The sequence below is a fragment of the Amycolatopsis sp. NPDC102389 genome (genome assembly GCF_044765885.1).
Taxonomy (GTDB): domain Bacteria; phylum Actinomycetota; class Actinomycetes; order Mycobacteriales; family Pseudonocardiaceae; genus Amycolatopsis.
This window is the reverse complement of sequence record NZ_JBIWKX010000001.1, coordinates 92,071-105,173: the sequence shown is the minus strand read 5'-3', so window position 1 is coordinate 105,173 and position 13,103 is coordinate 92,071. Positions and strand designations below refer to the sequence as shown.

Sequence of the window (13,103 nt, the reverse complement as noted above, 5' to 3'; positions counted from 1 at the left end):
TTAGTTGTCGCCTCCGAGTACGGCCGCACGTACCGCTACCAGGTCGGACAGGTCGCCGAGCACGGTGTGCGCGCCCGCGTCGGCCAGTTCCTCCGCGCTGAACTGCCCCGTCGCCACGGCCACCGCGACGGCGCCGTTGTCGAGCGCGGCACGGACGTCGTCCGGGGTGTCGCCGATGACGACGACCGACTCCGGCGCGAACTCGGTGCCGTGTTTCGCCGAAGCGTGGCCGACGGCGGCGGGCACCAGATCGGGCCGGTGCGCCGAGAGCGAGCCGTAGCCGCCGATCTCGAAGTCCACGTGCTCGTGCAGATCGAACGCGGTCAGCTTGTGCACCGAGATCTCCGGCAGATTCCCGGTGACCAGTGTCTGGACGATGCCGCCGTGCGTGGCGAAGGCGTTCAGCGCGTCTTTGGCGCCAGGAAGCGCCCGGCCGCTCGAAGACAGGGTCGGGGCGTGGCTTTCGGAGACCGCGATCAGCGCGAGCCACAGCTTGCGCACGTTCTCCTCGGTGGGCTCGACGCCGTGCGAGGTCAGGATGTCCGCGCTGATGGCGCGTTCGGTGCGGCCGCCGAAATTCGGCAACGCCCGCAGCTCGACGCCCGCGACCTCGGCGAGTGCGGTCGTGTACCAGGCGGCACCGATGCCGCGCAGGTCCACGAGGGTCTGGTCGATGTCCCACAGCACGAGCCGGTGCGGAGTAGTCACGGGAGCGACGGTACCCGGAAGCTTATTCAACGTCTGTTGACTTCTTTGCGGCCGAGGCCTACCTTGGCAGCTAATTCAACAAGCGACGAATAAATGGAGGACGGTCATGTCGAACCGTCGCCCCGCAGGGGCCTTCGCCTTACTAGCCGCGGTGGCCGGTGCGCTGGTCGCCGCCGTACTCGGCTTTCTCACCTTCGGCGCGCAGGCCACCGTCGCGCCCGAAGGTCTCCCTCTCGCCGTGTCCGCGCCCCCGGGACCGCTTCAGGCGGCCGCGAACGGCATCGCGTCCCATGGCGCTGGTCAGGTCTCGTGGCGGGTGACCTCACCCGAGGAAGGCCGGAAACTGTTGGAGGACAAGGAGGTCTACGGCGTCCTCGAACTTCCGTCGACGGTCGTGGTCTCCGGGGCGGTGAACCCGTCCGGGACGCAGATCGCGCAGCAGGCGCTGACCGGCGCCGCGCAGGCGCTCGGCGGGACGCCGAAGATCGAAACGCTGCACCCCGCGAGCGCTGCGGGCAGGGTCGCGCCGCTCGCGCTGAGCGCGCTGGCGTGGGTCGGCTGCCTGGTCGCGGGCGCCGTGCTGGTCCTGGCCGGACGGCGGATCGGCCGGGACGCGGGAGCCGCCGCGCGCTTCACGCAGATCGTCACGGCGGGAGTGCTGGTCACCGGCGTGCTGGCCGGATTCCTGAAGCTGTGGGACTCCACGCTCCCGCTCGGCTGGGACGTTCTCGGCTTCCTTTTCCTGGCCGCGACCGGATTCGCCGCTCTCCAGGCCGGGTTGCTGAGGCTGCTCGGCGTGCGGGCGATGGCGATCCTCGGCCCGCTGTACCTGGTCGCGCCCGCCGTCGCGGGTCAGGTGCCGGAACTGCTGAACCCCGCGTACCGCGCGGTGCTGTGGTCCTGGACGCCGTTCCGGTTCTCGGCGGAAGGGCTCCGGAGCCTGCTGCAGGGCGTGCCCGGCGCGCCGGATGTCACGACCGGGGTGTGGGTGCTCGCCGGGCTGCTCGCGGTGGGACTGGTGCTCGCCCTGTGGCCGGGCCGGTCAGCCCTCCAGAAGACTGAAGCGGACGCGCCGGACCGGGTTGTCGAGGTTGGTGTCCACTAGGCAGACCGACTGCCAGGTGCCCAGCGTCATCACCCCGCCGAGCACCGGGATCGTCGCGAACGGCGGCAGCAGCGCGGGCAGGACGTGGTCACGGCCGTGGCCGGGACTGCCGTGCTGATGCCGCCAGCGGCCATCGCGGGGGAGCAGTTCGTCGAGCGCCGTGAGCAGGTCTTCGTCGCTGCCGGCGCCGGTCTCGAGGATCGCCAGCCCGGACGTCGCGTGCGGGACGAAGACGTGCAGGATCCCGTCCTCGGCGTCCGCGTCGCGCAGGAAGGCCTCGGCGTCCTTGGTCAGGTCGTGCACCACGGCCACGCTGCCGGTGCGCACCTCGATCTCCGTGGAATACATGCACATCACGGTAGTGCCCCGAAGCGCGCGACGTAGTGCCAGACGTGTTTGAGGGCCTGCTGGTCGAGGTGGCGGGCTTCGCCGAGGACACGCGGATCGAGGTGACCGTCTTCGGCGAGCGCCAGGCCGAGTTCGACGAATTCGGCGCCGCGGTACGCCGGGTGCCGCGCGAGTTCTTCGGTGGAGAGGCGGAAACCCGGATGCCACTCGACCGGGCAACCTAGGCGTGAAGCGGCCTTTTCGACGTCGGTGCCGCGGTGGCTCGGGTCCAGCACCAGAGCTTCGACGTCCTTCGCGACGTCGACCGGGCCGTGGACGTGTGCCTCGATGTAGTCGTCGAGAAGATCGGTGTCGTCTTGGTCCGCCAATGAGATCAGAGCGGAAACCTTGGTGCCGTAGCCGAAATCCGCCGGATTCAGCACGCTGTCCGGGTAGCAGAACGTCGTCCTGCCGAGGGTGTGCGCGGCCATCCGGAAATGGGCCGAACCGAATCTCGGCGCGCCGCCGACCGCCCGGCGGCGGAAGTTCAACGCACCGTACTTCGGCCGTTCGGCGGGCGGCGCGTCGTCGTAGGCGCCGCCGAACATCCGGCTTTCCCAGCGCCAGCGGTGTCCGCCGGGGTGCGCGGTGAGCCCTCCGTTGCTCGTCCCGGTTTCGAACTGGTTGCGGTAGAACCCGTCTTCGGCCATCGCTTCCAGCAGCGGACGTCCGTCCACTGTGGATCGGTCGGGATGGAAGTGCACCGTCACCGGCAGCCCGGCTTCGTGCCCGCCGCGTGCTTTCGCCGCGACGTACGCGAGTGCCCGGGACCTCATCATCCGAGTATCAGGCGTGGCGCCGGGCGAGGGCGACCAAATATCGGACCGGTTCGCCGGTCGGGTTGACATAGGCGCAGGGCTGCGGGGTGCCGAGCTGCAGGCAGTCGCCGACGTCGAGTTCGTGCTCGACGTCGCCCTCGCGGAACCGCAGATGCCCATCGAGCACCCAGATCTGGTGGTGGGTCAGCGTGTAGGTGTGGGCTGGGAAGGCGGCCTCGGCGCCCGCGGGCAGCACGACCTCGACCAGCTCCAGTGGCCCGCCGAGCGAGGGCGAGACCGCGCGGCGCACGTATCCGGTGTCAGGGTCGGTCCAAGTCGGCTGCTCGGCGGCGCGCACGAGCCGCCGGTCGCCGTGTTCGGCGCGCGCGATCAGCTCGGACAACGTCATCCCGAGCGCGGCGGAAAGCCTGCTGAGCAGGACGGCCGTCGGCTGCGCCTCGCCGCGTTCGATCTTGCCGATCATCGCCCTGGACACCCCCGAGGACTCGGCGAGGGCGTTGGCTGAAAGGTTCTGGTCGAGTCTCGCGGACTGGAGCGTCGCGGCGAGCGACGCGGACAAGGGATCCGACATGCTGCTCACTATAGTGGCAGCCTCGGTTACTATGGTTGCCATGGTGATCAGGGAAGCGACGGAAGCCGACGCGACGGCGTGCGCGGAGATCTACGCGCCGTATGTCACCGACACGGTGATCTCGTTCGAAACCGAGCCGCCCAAGCCGGACGAGATGGCCGAGCGCATCGCCAAGGCGCAGCGATCGCACGCTTGGTTCGTGCTCGAAGGCGACGAAGGTCGCGTGGTCGGCTACGCCTACGGAGGCCCTTTCAGTGGTCGGCCTTCCTATCGCTGGTCTTGCGAGGTCAGTATTTATCTGGAGCTCGGCCGCCGGCGGACCGGTGGTGGGCGCGCGCTCTATCAGGCGCTGCTGGACGAGCTGGCGTCGCGCGGCTTCCGGAACTTCTGCGCGGGGATGGTGCTGCCGAACGACGCGAGCGCCGGGCTGCATCGCACGCTGGGATTCGAGCCGGTGGGGACGTACCGGCGGATCGGGTACAAGCACGGGGCGTGGCGGGATGTCGCGTGGGTGCAGCTTTGCCTGCCCGAGCTGGACGGGGTTCCTGCGGAGCCGCGATAGGGCCGGGCCGAAGGGAACTTTCCCCGCATGCGACGAAGCGAAAGCGTCCTTCACCGCATGAGATGCCTAAGACTCCAGGTAGCGCAGCACGGCGAGAACCCGCCGGTTGTCCCCTTCGGACTGTGGCAGCGCCAGCTTCCCGAAGATGCTCGATACGTACTTCTCCACCGAGCCCGCCGAAAGGAACAGCGCCGCCGCGATGGCTGAGTTCGACCGGCCCTCGGCCATCAACCCCAGCACCTCACGCTCGCGCGGCGTCAGTCCCGCGAGCGCGTCCGTCTTCCGGGTGGCGGTGAACAGCTGGCTGACCACTTCCGGATCGAGCACGGTCTCTCCGTCGGCCACCCGGCGGAGCGCGTCGAGGAAGTCCGACACCTCGGCGACACGGTCCTTCAGGAGGTAGCCGACGCCGCCCGCGCGATCGGCCAGGAGTTCCGTCGCGTACTGCGTCTCGACGTACTGCGAGAACAGCAGGATCGCGCATCCCGGCAGCTCCGCGCGCAGTGCGATGGAAGCGCGCAGCCCTTCGTCGGTATGCGTCGGCGGCATCCGGATATCCACAATGGACACATCGGGGCGGTGTTCGCGAACCGCCGCGCACAGGCTGTCGCCGTCGGCGACGGCCGCGACGACCTCGTGCCCCCGAAGGTTCAGCAGTTCGACGAGCCCCGCCCGGAGAATGGCCGAATCCTCCGCGATCACGACGCGCACGCCGCCCCCTATTTCCGTAATGGTATTCCCGCGCTGATCACCGTAGGCCCTCCCGGAGGGCTGTCGATGTCGAGCCCGCCGTCCACCGTCGCGAGCCGCTCGGCGATCCCGGCGAGCCCTCCGCCGCGCACCGGCCGGGCACCGCCTTCACCGCCGTCGCGCACGACGAGCCGCAGGTCGTCGCCGACGATACCCACGTCGACCTCGATCGCGGAGGAAGTGTGCTTGGCGGCATTCGTCAGCAGTTCGGCGACGGTGAAGTAGGCGATGGTCTCGATCGACGGAGACGGCCTGCTCGGCAGGTCGACGGTGATCCGCGCGTCGATACCCGAGCCCGCGGCCAAAGTGGACAGTGCGACGTCGAGCCCGGCGTCGAGCGCGGCAGGGTGGATGCCGCGGGCGAGGTCGCGAAGCTCGACCAGTGCCTGTTTCGCGTTGGCGTGCGCGGCGGTGACCAGGGTGGTGACCTGGTCGATGTCGCCGCCGCCGGCGAGCTCGTCCTTCGCGATGCCGAGCTTCATCGCCAGCGCCACCAGCTGGGCCTGCGCTCCGTCGTGCAGGTCGCGTTCGATCCGGCGCAGCCGCCGTGTCGCGTCGTCGACGGCGGTCGCGCGGCTGCGTTCGAGATCGCGTACGCGTTTGGAGAGATCCTCGGCGCCGAGGACGCCGCGCACCAGCAGCCGGTCGAATTCGGTGAGGCCGCGGACCACCCACGGCATCGCCAGCAGGACGGCCAGCCCGGTGAGGGCGAGCGGCAGGGTGAGGGGCCAGATGTCGACGCGGAGGTCGAACGCCGGCATGGCCTCGCCGTCGAGGGTGAACCAGAACAGCGGATAGCTCAGCGCGCTCACCGCGTACACGAACAGGGACGCGACCAGGAAGAACTCGATCAACGACAGCGGCAGCCGGATCACCAGATAGGCGATCGACCGCCAGCCGAGCGGATCCCCGAGCCGCCCTTTGACGCCGTTCCAGAGGCCCGGCCGCAGTTCGGGCCGGGCGGGTGGGGTGACCGTCGTCCCGAGCAGGGCGCGTGCCAGGCCGATGTGGGCGATGCCGATCAGCCGCGCGCCCGCCAGGACGCCGATGAGCACCGGCAGCCCGATGGTGAGCAGGCTCAGGCCCGCCCCGAGGACCAGCCCGACGACGACGAGCGCCATCAACGCCAGCGTCAGCGGCGCGCCGATGATCACCCACGCGAGCTCGGCCCAGTACGCGCGGCTCAGCTGCGCGCTGAGGACGCGACCGGCGAACCGGGGCGGGGCGAGGCGGGTGATCATGGCTTCAAGCTTGCCGTGGCCACCCGCCCGTGCCCATCCGGTTTTCCGTAAACTTCGGATTTCCGTCGCGAGACCGGCCTCAGCCGTCTTCGCGGGCCCCGTCCTCCTGCGCCCGCTGGGACGCCTCGCGCATCTCGATGACGTCCGTCAGCCAGTCGCCGGTCTCGCGGGCGATGTCCCGGATCGCGCCGGTGATGATCGTCGCGATGTTGCCGATGTGGGTGGCCGCGGACTCGGTGACCTCTTGGACCACGTCCTTGGTGCTTTCGAACTGACCGACCATGTCAGACACCTTAAGCCGCTCGGAGGGTCTTGTCGCTCTCCACGGTAGCCGGAGTGCGCGGCTCACCGTTCCACGGCAGGGCCAGTTTCACGATCTTCTTCGCCACCGAGAACAGCTGCTTGTGCAGGGGACCGGTGTTGTACGGCAGGCCGTACTTCTCGCAGATCGCCCGCACCTCGCCGGCGATCTCCGGGTAGCGGCGCGCCGGGATGTCCGGGAACAGGTGGTGCTCGATCTGGTGCGAGAGGTTCCCGGTCATGACGTGGAAGAGCTTGCCGCCGGTGATGTTCGCCGAGCCGAGGATCTGCCGCAGGTACCACTGGCCCCGCGACTCGTTCTCGGTCTCCTCCTCGGTGAAGCTCTCGACGTCGGCGGGGAAGTGCCCGCAGAAGATGATCGAGAACGCCCACAGGTTGCGGGTCAGGTTCGCGGTGGCGTTGCCCAGGAAGGTCAGCGGAGCGAGCGGACCGGTCAGCAGCGGGAACAGCACGTAGTCCTTGCCGACCTGGCGCCCGGCCTTCTTGAGCATCTTCAGGCCGACCTCCTTGTTGTCCGACCACTTGCGCTCGCCCTTGACGATGCGGTCGAACTCGAGGTCGTGCAGCATCACGCCCCACTGGAACATGAACGCCAGCGCCGTCGCGTACACCGGGTTGCCCAGGTAGTACGGATGCCATTTCTGCGCCTGGTCCATCCGCAGGACGCCGTAACCGATGTCGCGGTCCTTGTCGAGGATGTTCGTGTACGTGTGGTGCATGTAGTTGTGCGAATGGCGCCAGTTCTCCGCGGGGGCGACGTTGTCCCATTCGAACTTCTGCGAGCTCAGCGCCGGGTCGCGCGTCCAGTCGTACTGGCCGTGCATGACGTTGTGGCCGATCTCCATGTTGTCGAGGATCTTCGCCACCGAGAGCGCGGTCACCCCGGCGATCCACGCGGGCGGGAAGAACCCGGCGAACAGCAGCCCGCGGCCGGCGACCTCGAGCGCGCGCTGGGTCTTGATGACGTTGTGGATGTAGTCGACGTCGACCTGGCCGAGATCGGCGACGATCCGCTGCCGGATCTCGTCCAGCTCGCGGCCGAACTCCTCGACCTGGGCGGGGGTGAGCTTGTCCTGCAAGCCGGTCATGGCCTGCTCCTTCCTACGCGTTGATCTCGACGTCCCCGACGGGGACGGAGATACAGAGCTGGATCTCTTCGTTCTCTTCGCTGGAGGTCTCGCCGGTCTTGGCGTTGCGCACGCAGCCGGAGGTCTTGACCTGCGTGCAGGAGAAGCAGATGCCCATGCGGCAGCCGTGTTCCGGGCTCAGTCCCGCTTCTTCGGCCTGCTCCAGCAACGGTTTCCCGGAGTTCGCGAACTCGCGGCCGCTGCGCGCGAACCGCACCTGCCCTTCGGCGTTCTCGGTGTCGAAGGTGAGCGCCGGCGGCGTGAACTCCTCGGTGTGCAGATGTGCACCCAGGCCGTCGGCCTCGAACACCTCGCGGACCGAATCCATCAGTGGCTTCGGACCGCACAGGAAGGTTTCGGCGTCGGGGTACCACGGCGCGGCCTCGGCGAGGTGTTCCTTCGAGAAGAACCCGTGCAGGTCGCCGCCGGTTTTCGCGTGAGTGAACGCGTGTACCACCCGCAGGCCGGGCAGGCGGCGGGCGAGGTCGGCGAGCTCGGTGCGATAGAGGGCGTCTTCGGCGCTGTTGGAGTAGTGCAGGAAGGCGAGATCGCCTTCGTGCTTCTCGTCGGCCAACGTGCGCAGCATCGACAGGACGGGGGTGATCCCACTTCCGCCGCTCAGCAGCAGGATCCGCCGGGGCCTCGGCGATGGCAGGGTGAACTCACCGTCCGGAGTGGACAGTCCGAGCACCGAGCCGAGGGTGACCGTGCGGTTCAGGTGCCGCGAGACGAGCCCCTGCGGATCGGCCTTGATGGTCAGTTCCAGTGATCCGTCGTGCTCCGAACCGGCGGGCGAGTAGCAGCGGGTCCGGCGGACGCCGTCGATCTCGACGGTCACCCGCACGTACTGGCCGGCGACGTGTCCCCGCCACGCGCGGCTCGGCCGGATGGTCAGCGTGACCGTGTCGGGTGTCTGCCGCCGGACGTCGGTGACCAGGCCGCGGATCTCCCGGCGGACCAGCATCGGATCGACGAGTTCGAGGTAGCGGTCCATGCCATGGGGCGTGAGCAGGGCCTCGGCCAGCGAGGCCAGCCGCCTGGCCCTGCGCGGTACCAGTGCCGTCATCACTTCTCCCAAATTCAGTGAACGCTTGTACACTCAATAGTGAAGTGGCGATGGTCGCGCTTGTCAACGCGAGAGGAGGGCGATGTGACGTGAGTGATACCGCGGAGGCGATTACGCTGTCCGTCGTGACAACGGAGCCCGTTTCCCGGCAGGAGCGCAAGCAGCGAACCCGGCAGGCGCTGCTGGACGCTGCCCTCGACCTGGTGGCGGAACGAGGGTTCTCCGGCCTGAGCCTGCGCGAGGTGGCGAAGCAGGCCGGGATCGTGCCGACGGCGTTCTACCGGCATTTCGCGTCGATGGACGAGCTGGGCGTGGCGCTCGTCGAGGAGTCGATGCGCACGCTGCGCACGATGATCCGCTCGGCGCGTACCAAACCGGCCGCGTACAACGACATGATCAAGACGTCCGTGCGCATCCTGCGCGAGCACGTCCGGGCGCACGAGGACCACTTCCATTTCCTCACCCGGGAGCGGTACGGCGGCACGGGGCCGGTCCGGCAGGCGATCGCGTTCGAACTCAAGCTCTTCGTCAGCGAACTCGCCGTCGACCTCGTGCGATTCGACAATCTGCGCGAATGGAGCACCGAAGATCTCCATCTGCTCGCCGACCTGATCGTGACGACCATGCTCACGACGGTGCTGGAGCTGCTGGAGGCTCCTTCGCGGGACGACGAGATCGGGCGCACGGCCGAACGGCGGCTCCGGCTGATCTTTCTGGGCGTGCCGAACTGGCGCAGCGTTCCGTGATGCGGAAAGCGTTGCCATAAGCCCCTTATGACGTCGCGCACCTGGATCGATGGCTGGATCGATCGTGATGAGTGATGTCACGGAAAGATGCCGTCCGGATACGTTCAGCCAGGAAAGTTGTCGGCCGGACGTGGTAAACAGTGCGGGTTCGTGTGGTCCTCTCCAGCGAGGAGGTCGCCTGTGGCGGCAGAGAACGAGCAGCTCACGGTCGGCGTGGTCCGGGAAACCGGACAAGGTGAACGTCGTATCGCGCTGGTACCGAAGCTCATCGAGCGCGTCTCCGGACGCGGACTGCGGGTGGTGGTCGAGCCCGGCGCGGGCGCCGGCGCGCTGCTCGCCGACGAGACCTTCGAGCAGGCGGGCGCGGTGATCGGCGATCCGTGGGATGCCGACATCGTGGTGAAGGTGGCGCCTCCGAGCGCGGCCGAAGTCGCGAAGCTCAAACAGGGCACGATCCTCATCGGCTTCCTGAATCCGAGGGGTGATCCGGACGGGATAGCGGCGCTCGAATCGGCGGGCGTGCGCGCCTTCGCCGTCGAGGCGATCCCCCGGATCTCCCGCGCGCAGGCGATGGACGCGCTGTCGTCACAGAGCAGTGTCGCGGGATATCGCGCGGTCCTCCTGGCCGCGGAGAAGCTCACCCGCTTCTTCCCGATGCTCACCACCGCGGCCGGAACGGTGCCACCGGCGAAGGTGCTCGTGCTCGGCGCCGGTGTCGCGGGGCTGCAGGCCTTGGCGACGGCGAAACGGCTCGGCGCGCAGACCACCGGGTACGACGTGCGGCCCGAGGTCGGCGAGCAGGTGAAGTCGCTCGGCGCGAAATTCCTCGACCTCGGCATCGAGGCGGTCGGCGAAGGCGGGTACGCCCGCGAGCTGACCGACGAGGAAAAGGCCGAGCAGCAACGCAGGCTCACCGAGGCGATCACGAGGTTCGACGTCGTGATCACCACGGCGCTCGTCCCCGGCCGCAAGGCACCGGTCCTCGTCACCGCCGACGCGGTGAAGGGGATGCCAGCCGGGGGTGTCGTGGTCGATCTCGCGGGCGAGTCCGGCGGAAACTGCGAGCTGACGAAACCGGGCGAGGAGGTCGTCGAGCATGACGTCACCATCTGCTCGCCGCTCAACCTCGCCGCGGAGATGCCCGCGCATTCCAGCGAGCTCTACGCGCGCAACGTCACGGAGTTGCTGGAACTGCTCGTCGACTCCGAAGGCAAGCTCGCGCTCGACTTCTCCGACGAGATCGTCGCCGGAGCCTGCGTGGCCGGTAAAGAAGAAGGAGGCGAGTGATGCTCGTTGGCAGTTTGGCGATCCTCGTACTCGCCGGATTCGTGGGCTTCACGGTCATTTCCAAGGTGCCCAACACGCTGCACACCCCGCTCATGTCGGGCACCAACGCCATCCACGGCATCGTCCTGCTCGGCGGGCTCATCGTGCTCGGCCTCGGGGTCGACGGCGTGCTGAACAAGATCCTGCTGGTGATCGCGATCGCCTTCGGCACGATCAACGTGGTCGGCGGCTTCCTCGTCACCGACCGGATGCTCTCGATGTTCAAGGCGAAGAAGCCGGAAGACGGTGGTGACAAGTGACGACCTTCATCGCCGTCCTCTACATCATTTCCTTCGCACTGTTCATCTACGGCCTCATGGGCCTGACCGGTCCGCGCACCGCGGTGCGCGGCAACTGGATCGCCGCCGTCGGTATGGGCATCGCGGTGATCGCGACGCTTTTGACGCCCGGTATGAGCAACTGGCTGCTGATCGCCCTCGGCGTCGCGATCGGTGTCGCCGTCGGCGTGCCGTCCGCGCGCAAGGTGAAGATGACCGCGATGCCGCAGATGGTGGCGCTGTTCAACGGCGTCGGCGGCGGGGCGGTCGCGCTCATCGCGTGGGTCGAGTTCCGCACCACCGAGGGGTACGCGCACGAGCCGGCGTACGTCGCGATCGCGTCGTTGTTCGCCGCGATCGTCGGTTCGGTGTCCTTCTGGGGCTCGAACATCGCGTTCGGGAAACTGCAGGAACTCATCTCCGGCCGCCCGATCACGCTGGGCAAACTGCAGCAGCCGGTGAACGCGCTGGTGCTGATCGCGGCGATCGTGTTCGCGGTCGTCATCGCCGCCGGTGGTGACGCCGAGCTGCTGATGATCGGCCTGCTGCTCGCGGCGGGCGTGCTCGGCGTGGTGGTCGTGCTGCCGATCGGCGGCGCGGACATGCCGGTCGTCATCTCATTGCTGAACGCGCTCACCGGTTTGTCGGCCGCGGCCATGGGTCTCGCGCTCGACAACACCGCGCTGATCGTAGCGGGCATGATCGTCGGCGCCTCGGGTTCGATCCTGACGAATCTGATGGCGAAGGCGATGAACCGGTCGATCCCGGCCATCGTCGCCGGCGGGTTCGGCGGTGGCACGGCGGTCGCGAGCTCCGGTTCCGGCGAGGTCCGGCCGGTGCGCAGCACCAGTGCGTCCGACACCGCGATCCAGATGGCGTACGCCAACAAGGTCGTGGTCGTGCCGGGGTACGGCATGGCCGTCGCGCAGGCGCAGCACGTCGTCCGCGAGATGGCGAAACTGCTGGAGGCCAAGGGGATCACGGTCGCGTACGCCATCCACCCGGTGGCCGGCCGGATGCCGGGGCATATGAACGTGCTCCTCGCCGAGGCCGACGTCCCGTACGAACAGCTCAAGGAAATGGACGAGATCAACTCCGAGTTCGCCCAGACCGACGTCGCCCTGGTGATTGGCGCGAACGACGTCACGAACCCGGCGGCGGAGACCGATCCCGGCTCGCCCATCTACGGGATGCCGATCCTCAAGGTGAACCACAGCCGATCGGTGATCGTGCTCAAACGCTCGATGAGCTCGGGCTTCGCCGGCATCGACAACGAGCTCTTCTACGATGCGAAGACAAGCATGCTCTTCGGCGACGCCAAATCGTCGGTGGGCGAGATCGTGGAGGAACTCAAAGCACTGTGATCGGTCCCTCGGAAGTCGTCGCCTCGTTCGACGACCCGGCCGACAACCTCGCGTTCGACGAAGCCCTCCTGCGTTCCGCACCGGAGGCGCCGGTCCTGTGGATCTGGCGCAACACCGACTGTGTGGTCGTGGGGCGGGGGCAGAAGATCGAACGCGAGGTCAAGGCCGACGTCTGCGCGGCCGACGGCGTCCCGGTGCTCCGCCGGGCCAGCGGCGGCGGCACCGTGTTCCACGACCCCGGCAATCTCAACATCACGCTCGTCCTGCCGGGGCACGGTCTGTCGAAGACGGACAGACCGCTCGAAGCGCTCGGGGAACTGATGACCGCGACGGTGGCCGAACTCGGGCTGCCGTCGCGGCTCGGTGATCGAGGCCTGTTCGTCGGTGACGCGAAGCTGTGCGGTTTCGCCGTCTTCCGGACCAAAACGGGCTTGCTCGCGCATTCCACCCTGCTCGTTTCGACCGCTGCCGAACGGGTCGGCCGGTACCTCACTTCGGCACCCGCGGATCCCCGCCCGCTCGACTCGCACCGGAGCCGGGTCGCGTCGCTCGCCGAGCACGGCCTGCGTAAAGGTGTTGCCGACGTCACGGCCGCCGTCCGCGTGGCGGCGGCCGCGCAACTGGGTGAACTCACCACCCGGAAGCCCTCGGCCGGGGAGCGGGAGTGGCATCGCTCGCTCCAGCACACGCGGTACGGGTACCCGAAGTGGCATTCGGAAGGTTCTCAGCGTCCGGCCTCGTGAGTGGTAAGTGTCGTTCTAACGACACTTAC

At 68.3% G+C, this 13,103-nt stretch carries 16 protein-coding genes; 7 read left to right on the top strand and 9 right to left on the bottom strand.

Annotation, left to right across the window (positions count from 1 at the left end; genetic code table 11):
• Positions 1–687 (bottom strand): HAD hydrolase-like protein, encoded by a 687-nt coding sequence (locus tag ACIRGA_RS00465; protein WP_400935661.1) that lies wholly within the window; start codon positions 685–687, stop codon positions 1–3.
• A gap of 127 nt (positions 688–814) precedes the next feature.
• Between ACIRGA_RS00465 and ACIRGA_RS00460 the strand changes: the two genes are divergently transcribed.
• Entirely contained in the window at positions 815–1,813 is a 999-nt protein-coding gene (locus ACIRGA_RS00460) for an ABC transporter permease (protein WP_400935145.1), read from the top strand.
• On the opposite strand, the gene ACIRGA_RS00455 is transcribed toward ACIRGA_RS00460, so the two are convergent.
• From ACIRGA_RS00455 to ACIRGA_RS00445, 3 genes are read right to left on the bottom strand one after another with little or no spacing between them, the layout of a single operon-like run.
• Entirely contained in the window at positions 1,751–2,161 is a 411-nt protein-coding gene (locus tag ACIRGA_RS00455; protein WP_126736027.1) for a secondary thiamine-phosphate synthase enzyme YjbQ, read from the bottom strand. The genes ACIRGA_RS00460 and ACIRGA_RS00455 overlap by 63 nt on opposite strands.
• Before the next feature lie 5 nt (positions 2,162–2,166).
• Positions 2,167–2,976: a DUF3626 domain-containing protein gene (locus ACIRGA_RS00450; protein ID WP_400935143.1), complete on the bottom strand. Its 810-nt coding sequence runs from the start codon at positions 2,974–2,976 to the stop codon at positions 2,167–2,169.
• A 10-nt stretch (positions 2,977–2,986) separates the two neighbouring features.
• Positions 2,987–3,550 (bottom strand): helix-turn-helix domain-containing protein, encoded by a 564-nt coding sequence (locus tag ACIRGA_RS00445; RefSeq protein ID WP_400935140.1) that lies wholly within the window; start codon positions 3,548–3,550, stop codon positions 2,987–2,989.
• A gap of 31 nt (positions 3,551–3,581) precedes the next feature.
• Here ACIRGA_RS00445 and ACIRGA_RS00440 point away from each other — a divergent pair, with 31 nt between their 5' ends.
• Positions 3,582–4,112: a GNAT family N-acetyltransferase gene (locus ACIRGA_RS00440; protein WP_400935137.1), complete on the top strand. Its 531-nt coding sequence runs from the start codon at positions 3,582–3,584 to the stop codon at positions 4,110–4,112.
• A gap of 66 nt (positions 4,113–4,178) precedes the next feature.
• On the opposite strand, the gene ACIRGA_RS00435 is transcribed toward ACIRGA_RS00440, so the two are convergent.
• The 5 genes from ACIRGA_RS00435 to ACIRGA_RS00415 form a co-directional block, all read right to left on the bottom strand.
• Entirely contained in the window at positions 4,179–4,823 is a 645-nt protein-coding gene (locus tag ACIRGA_RS00435) for a response regulator transcription factor (RefSeq protein ID WP_125673115.1), read from the bottom strand.
• An 8-nt stretch (positions 4,824–4,831) separates the two neighbouring features.
• Positions 4,832–6,103: a sensor histidine kinase gene (locus ACIRGA_RS00430; RefSeq protein ID WP_400935133.1), complete on the bottom strand. Its 1,272-nt coding sequence runs from the start codon at positions 6,101–6,103 to the stop codon at positions 4,832–4,834.
• Positions 6,104–6,182: 79 nt separating this feature from the next.
• Positions 6,183–6,386: a hypothetical protein gene (locus tag ACIRGA_RS00425; RefSeq protein ID WP_400935131.1), complete on the bottom strand. Its 204-nt coding sequence runs from the start codon at positions 6,384–6,386 to the stop codon at positions 6,183–6,185.
• 10 nt (positions 6,387–6,396) lie between these two features.
• The gene (locus ACIRGA_RS00420; protein WP_400935129.1) at positions 6,397–7,512 is read right to left on the bottom strand and encodes a fatty acid desaturase family protein; all 1,116 of its coding nucleotides are present in this window, start codon (positions 7,510–7,512) and stop codon (positions 6,397–6,399) included.
• Between the two features lie 13 nt (positions 7,513–7,525).
• Positions 7,526–8,617, bottom strand: a complete 1,092-nt coding sequence (locus ACIRGA_RS00415) for a ferredoxin reductase (protein WP_400935127.1) — start codon at positions 8,615–8,617, stop codon at positions 7,526–7,528.
• Between the two features lie 89 nt (positions 8,618–8,706).
• On the opposite strand from ACIRGA_RS00415, the gene ACIRGA_RS00410 reads away from it, so the two are divergent.
• From ACIRGA_RS00410 to ACIRGA_RS00390, 5 genes are all read left to right on the top strand, one after another.
• Positions 8,707–9,363, top strand: coding sequence for a TetR family transcriptional regulator (locus tag ACIRGA_RS00410; protein WP_400935125.1), 657 nt, complete (start codon positions 8,707–8,709; stop codon positions 9,361–9,363).
• Positions 9,364–9,543: 180 nt separating this feature from the next.
• Positions 9,544–10,650, top strand: coding sequence for a Re/Si-specific NAD(P)(+) transhydrogenase subunit alpha (locus ACIRGA_RS00405; protein WP_125792807.1), 1,107 nt, complete (start codon positions 9,544–9,546; stop codon positions 10,648–10,650).
• A complete protein-coding gene (locus ACIRGA_RS00400) occupies positions 10,650–10,949 on the top strand; it encodes an NAD(P) transhydrogenase subunit alpha (protein ID WP_007032801.1) in 300 nt (99 codons plus the stop codon). Before ACIRGA_RS00405 ends, ACIRGA_RS00400 begins: the two co-directional genes overlap by 1 nt.
• Complete coding sequence (locus ACIRGA_RS00395) at positions 10,946–12,331, top strand: NAD(P)(+) transhydrogenase (Re/Si-specific) subunit beta (protein WP_400935121.1); 1,386 nt, start codon at positions 10,946–10,948, stop codon at positions 12,329–12,331. Before ACIRGA_RS00400 ends, ACIRGA_RS00395 begins: the two co-directional genes overlap by 4 nt.
• Positions 12,328–13,074: a lipoate--protein ligase family protein gene (locus ACIRGA_RS00390; RefSeq protein ID WP_400935118.1), complete on the top strand. Its 747-nt coding sequence runs from the start codon at positions 12,328–12,330 to the stop codon at positions 13,072–13,074. Before ACIRGA_RS00395 ends, ACIRGA_RS00390 begins: the two co-directional genes overlap by 4 nt.
• Positions 13,075–13,103 lie beyond the last annotated feature (29 nt).

Excerpts from the sequence above, each read along its gene's own strand:
- ACIRGA_RS00460 (WP_400935145.1), top strand. The coding sequence starts at position 815 with ATGTCGAACCGTCGCCCCGCAGGGGCCTTCGCCTTACTAGCCGCGGTG.
- ACIRGA_RS00455 (WP_126736027.1), bottom strand. The coding sequence starts at position 2,161 with ATGTATTCCACGGAGATCGAGGTGCGCACCGGCAGCGTGGCCGTGGTG.
- ACIRGA_RS00450 (WP_400935143.1), bottom strand. The coding sequence starts at position 2,976 with ATGAGGTCCCGGGCACTCGCGTACGTCGCGGCGAAAGCACGCGGCGGG.
- ACIRGA_RS00445 (WP_400935140.1), bottom strand. The coding sequence starts at position 3,550 with ATGTCGGATCCCTTGTCCGCGTCGCTCGCCGCGACGCTCCAGTCCGCG.
- ACIRGA_RS00440 (WP_400935137.1), top strand. The coding sequence starts at position 3,582 with ATGGTTGCCATGGTGATCAGGGAAGCGACGGAAGCCGACGCGACGGCG.
- ACIRGA_RS00430 (WP_400935133.1), bottom strand. The coding sequence starts at position 6,103 with ATGATCACCCGCCTCGCCCCGCCCCGGTTCGCCGGTCGCGTCCTCAGC.
- ACIRGA_RS00425 (WP_400935131.1), bottom strand. The coding sequence starts at position 6,386 with ATGGTCGGTCAGTTCGAAAGCACCAAGGACGTGGTCCAAGAGGTCACC.
- ACIRGA_RS00420 (WP_400935129.1), bottom strand. The coding sequence starts at position 7,512 with ATGACCGGCTTGCAGGACAAGCTCACCCCCGCCCAGGTCGAGGAGTTC.
- ACIRGA_RS00415 (WP_400935127.1), bottom strand. The coding sequence starts at position 8,617 with ATGACGGCACTGGTACCGCGCAGGGCCAGGCGGCTGGCCTCGCTGGCC.
- ACIRGA_RS00400 (WP_007032801.1), top strand. The coding sequence starts at position 10,650 with ATGCTCGTTGGCAGTTTGGCGATCCTCGTACTCGCCGGATTCGTGGGC.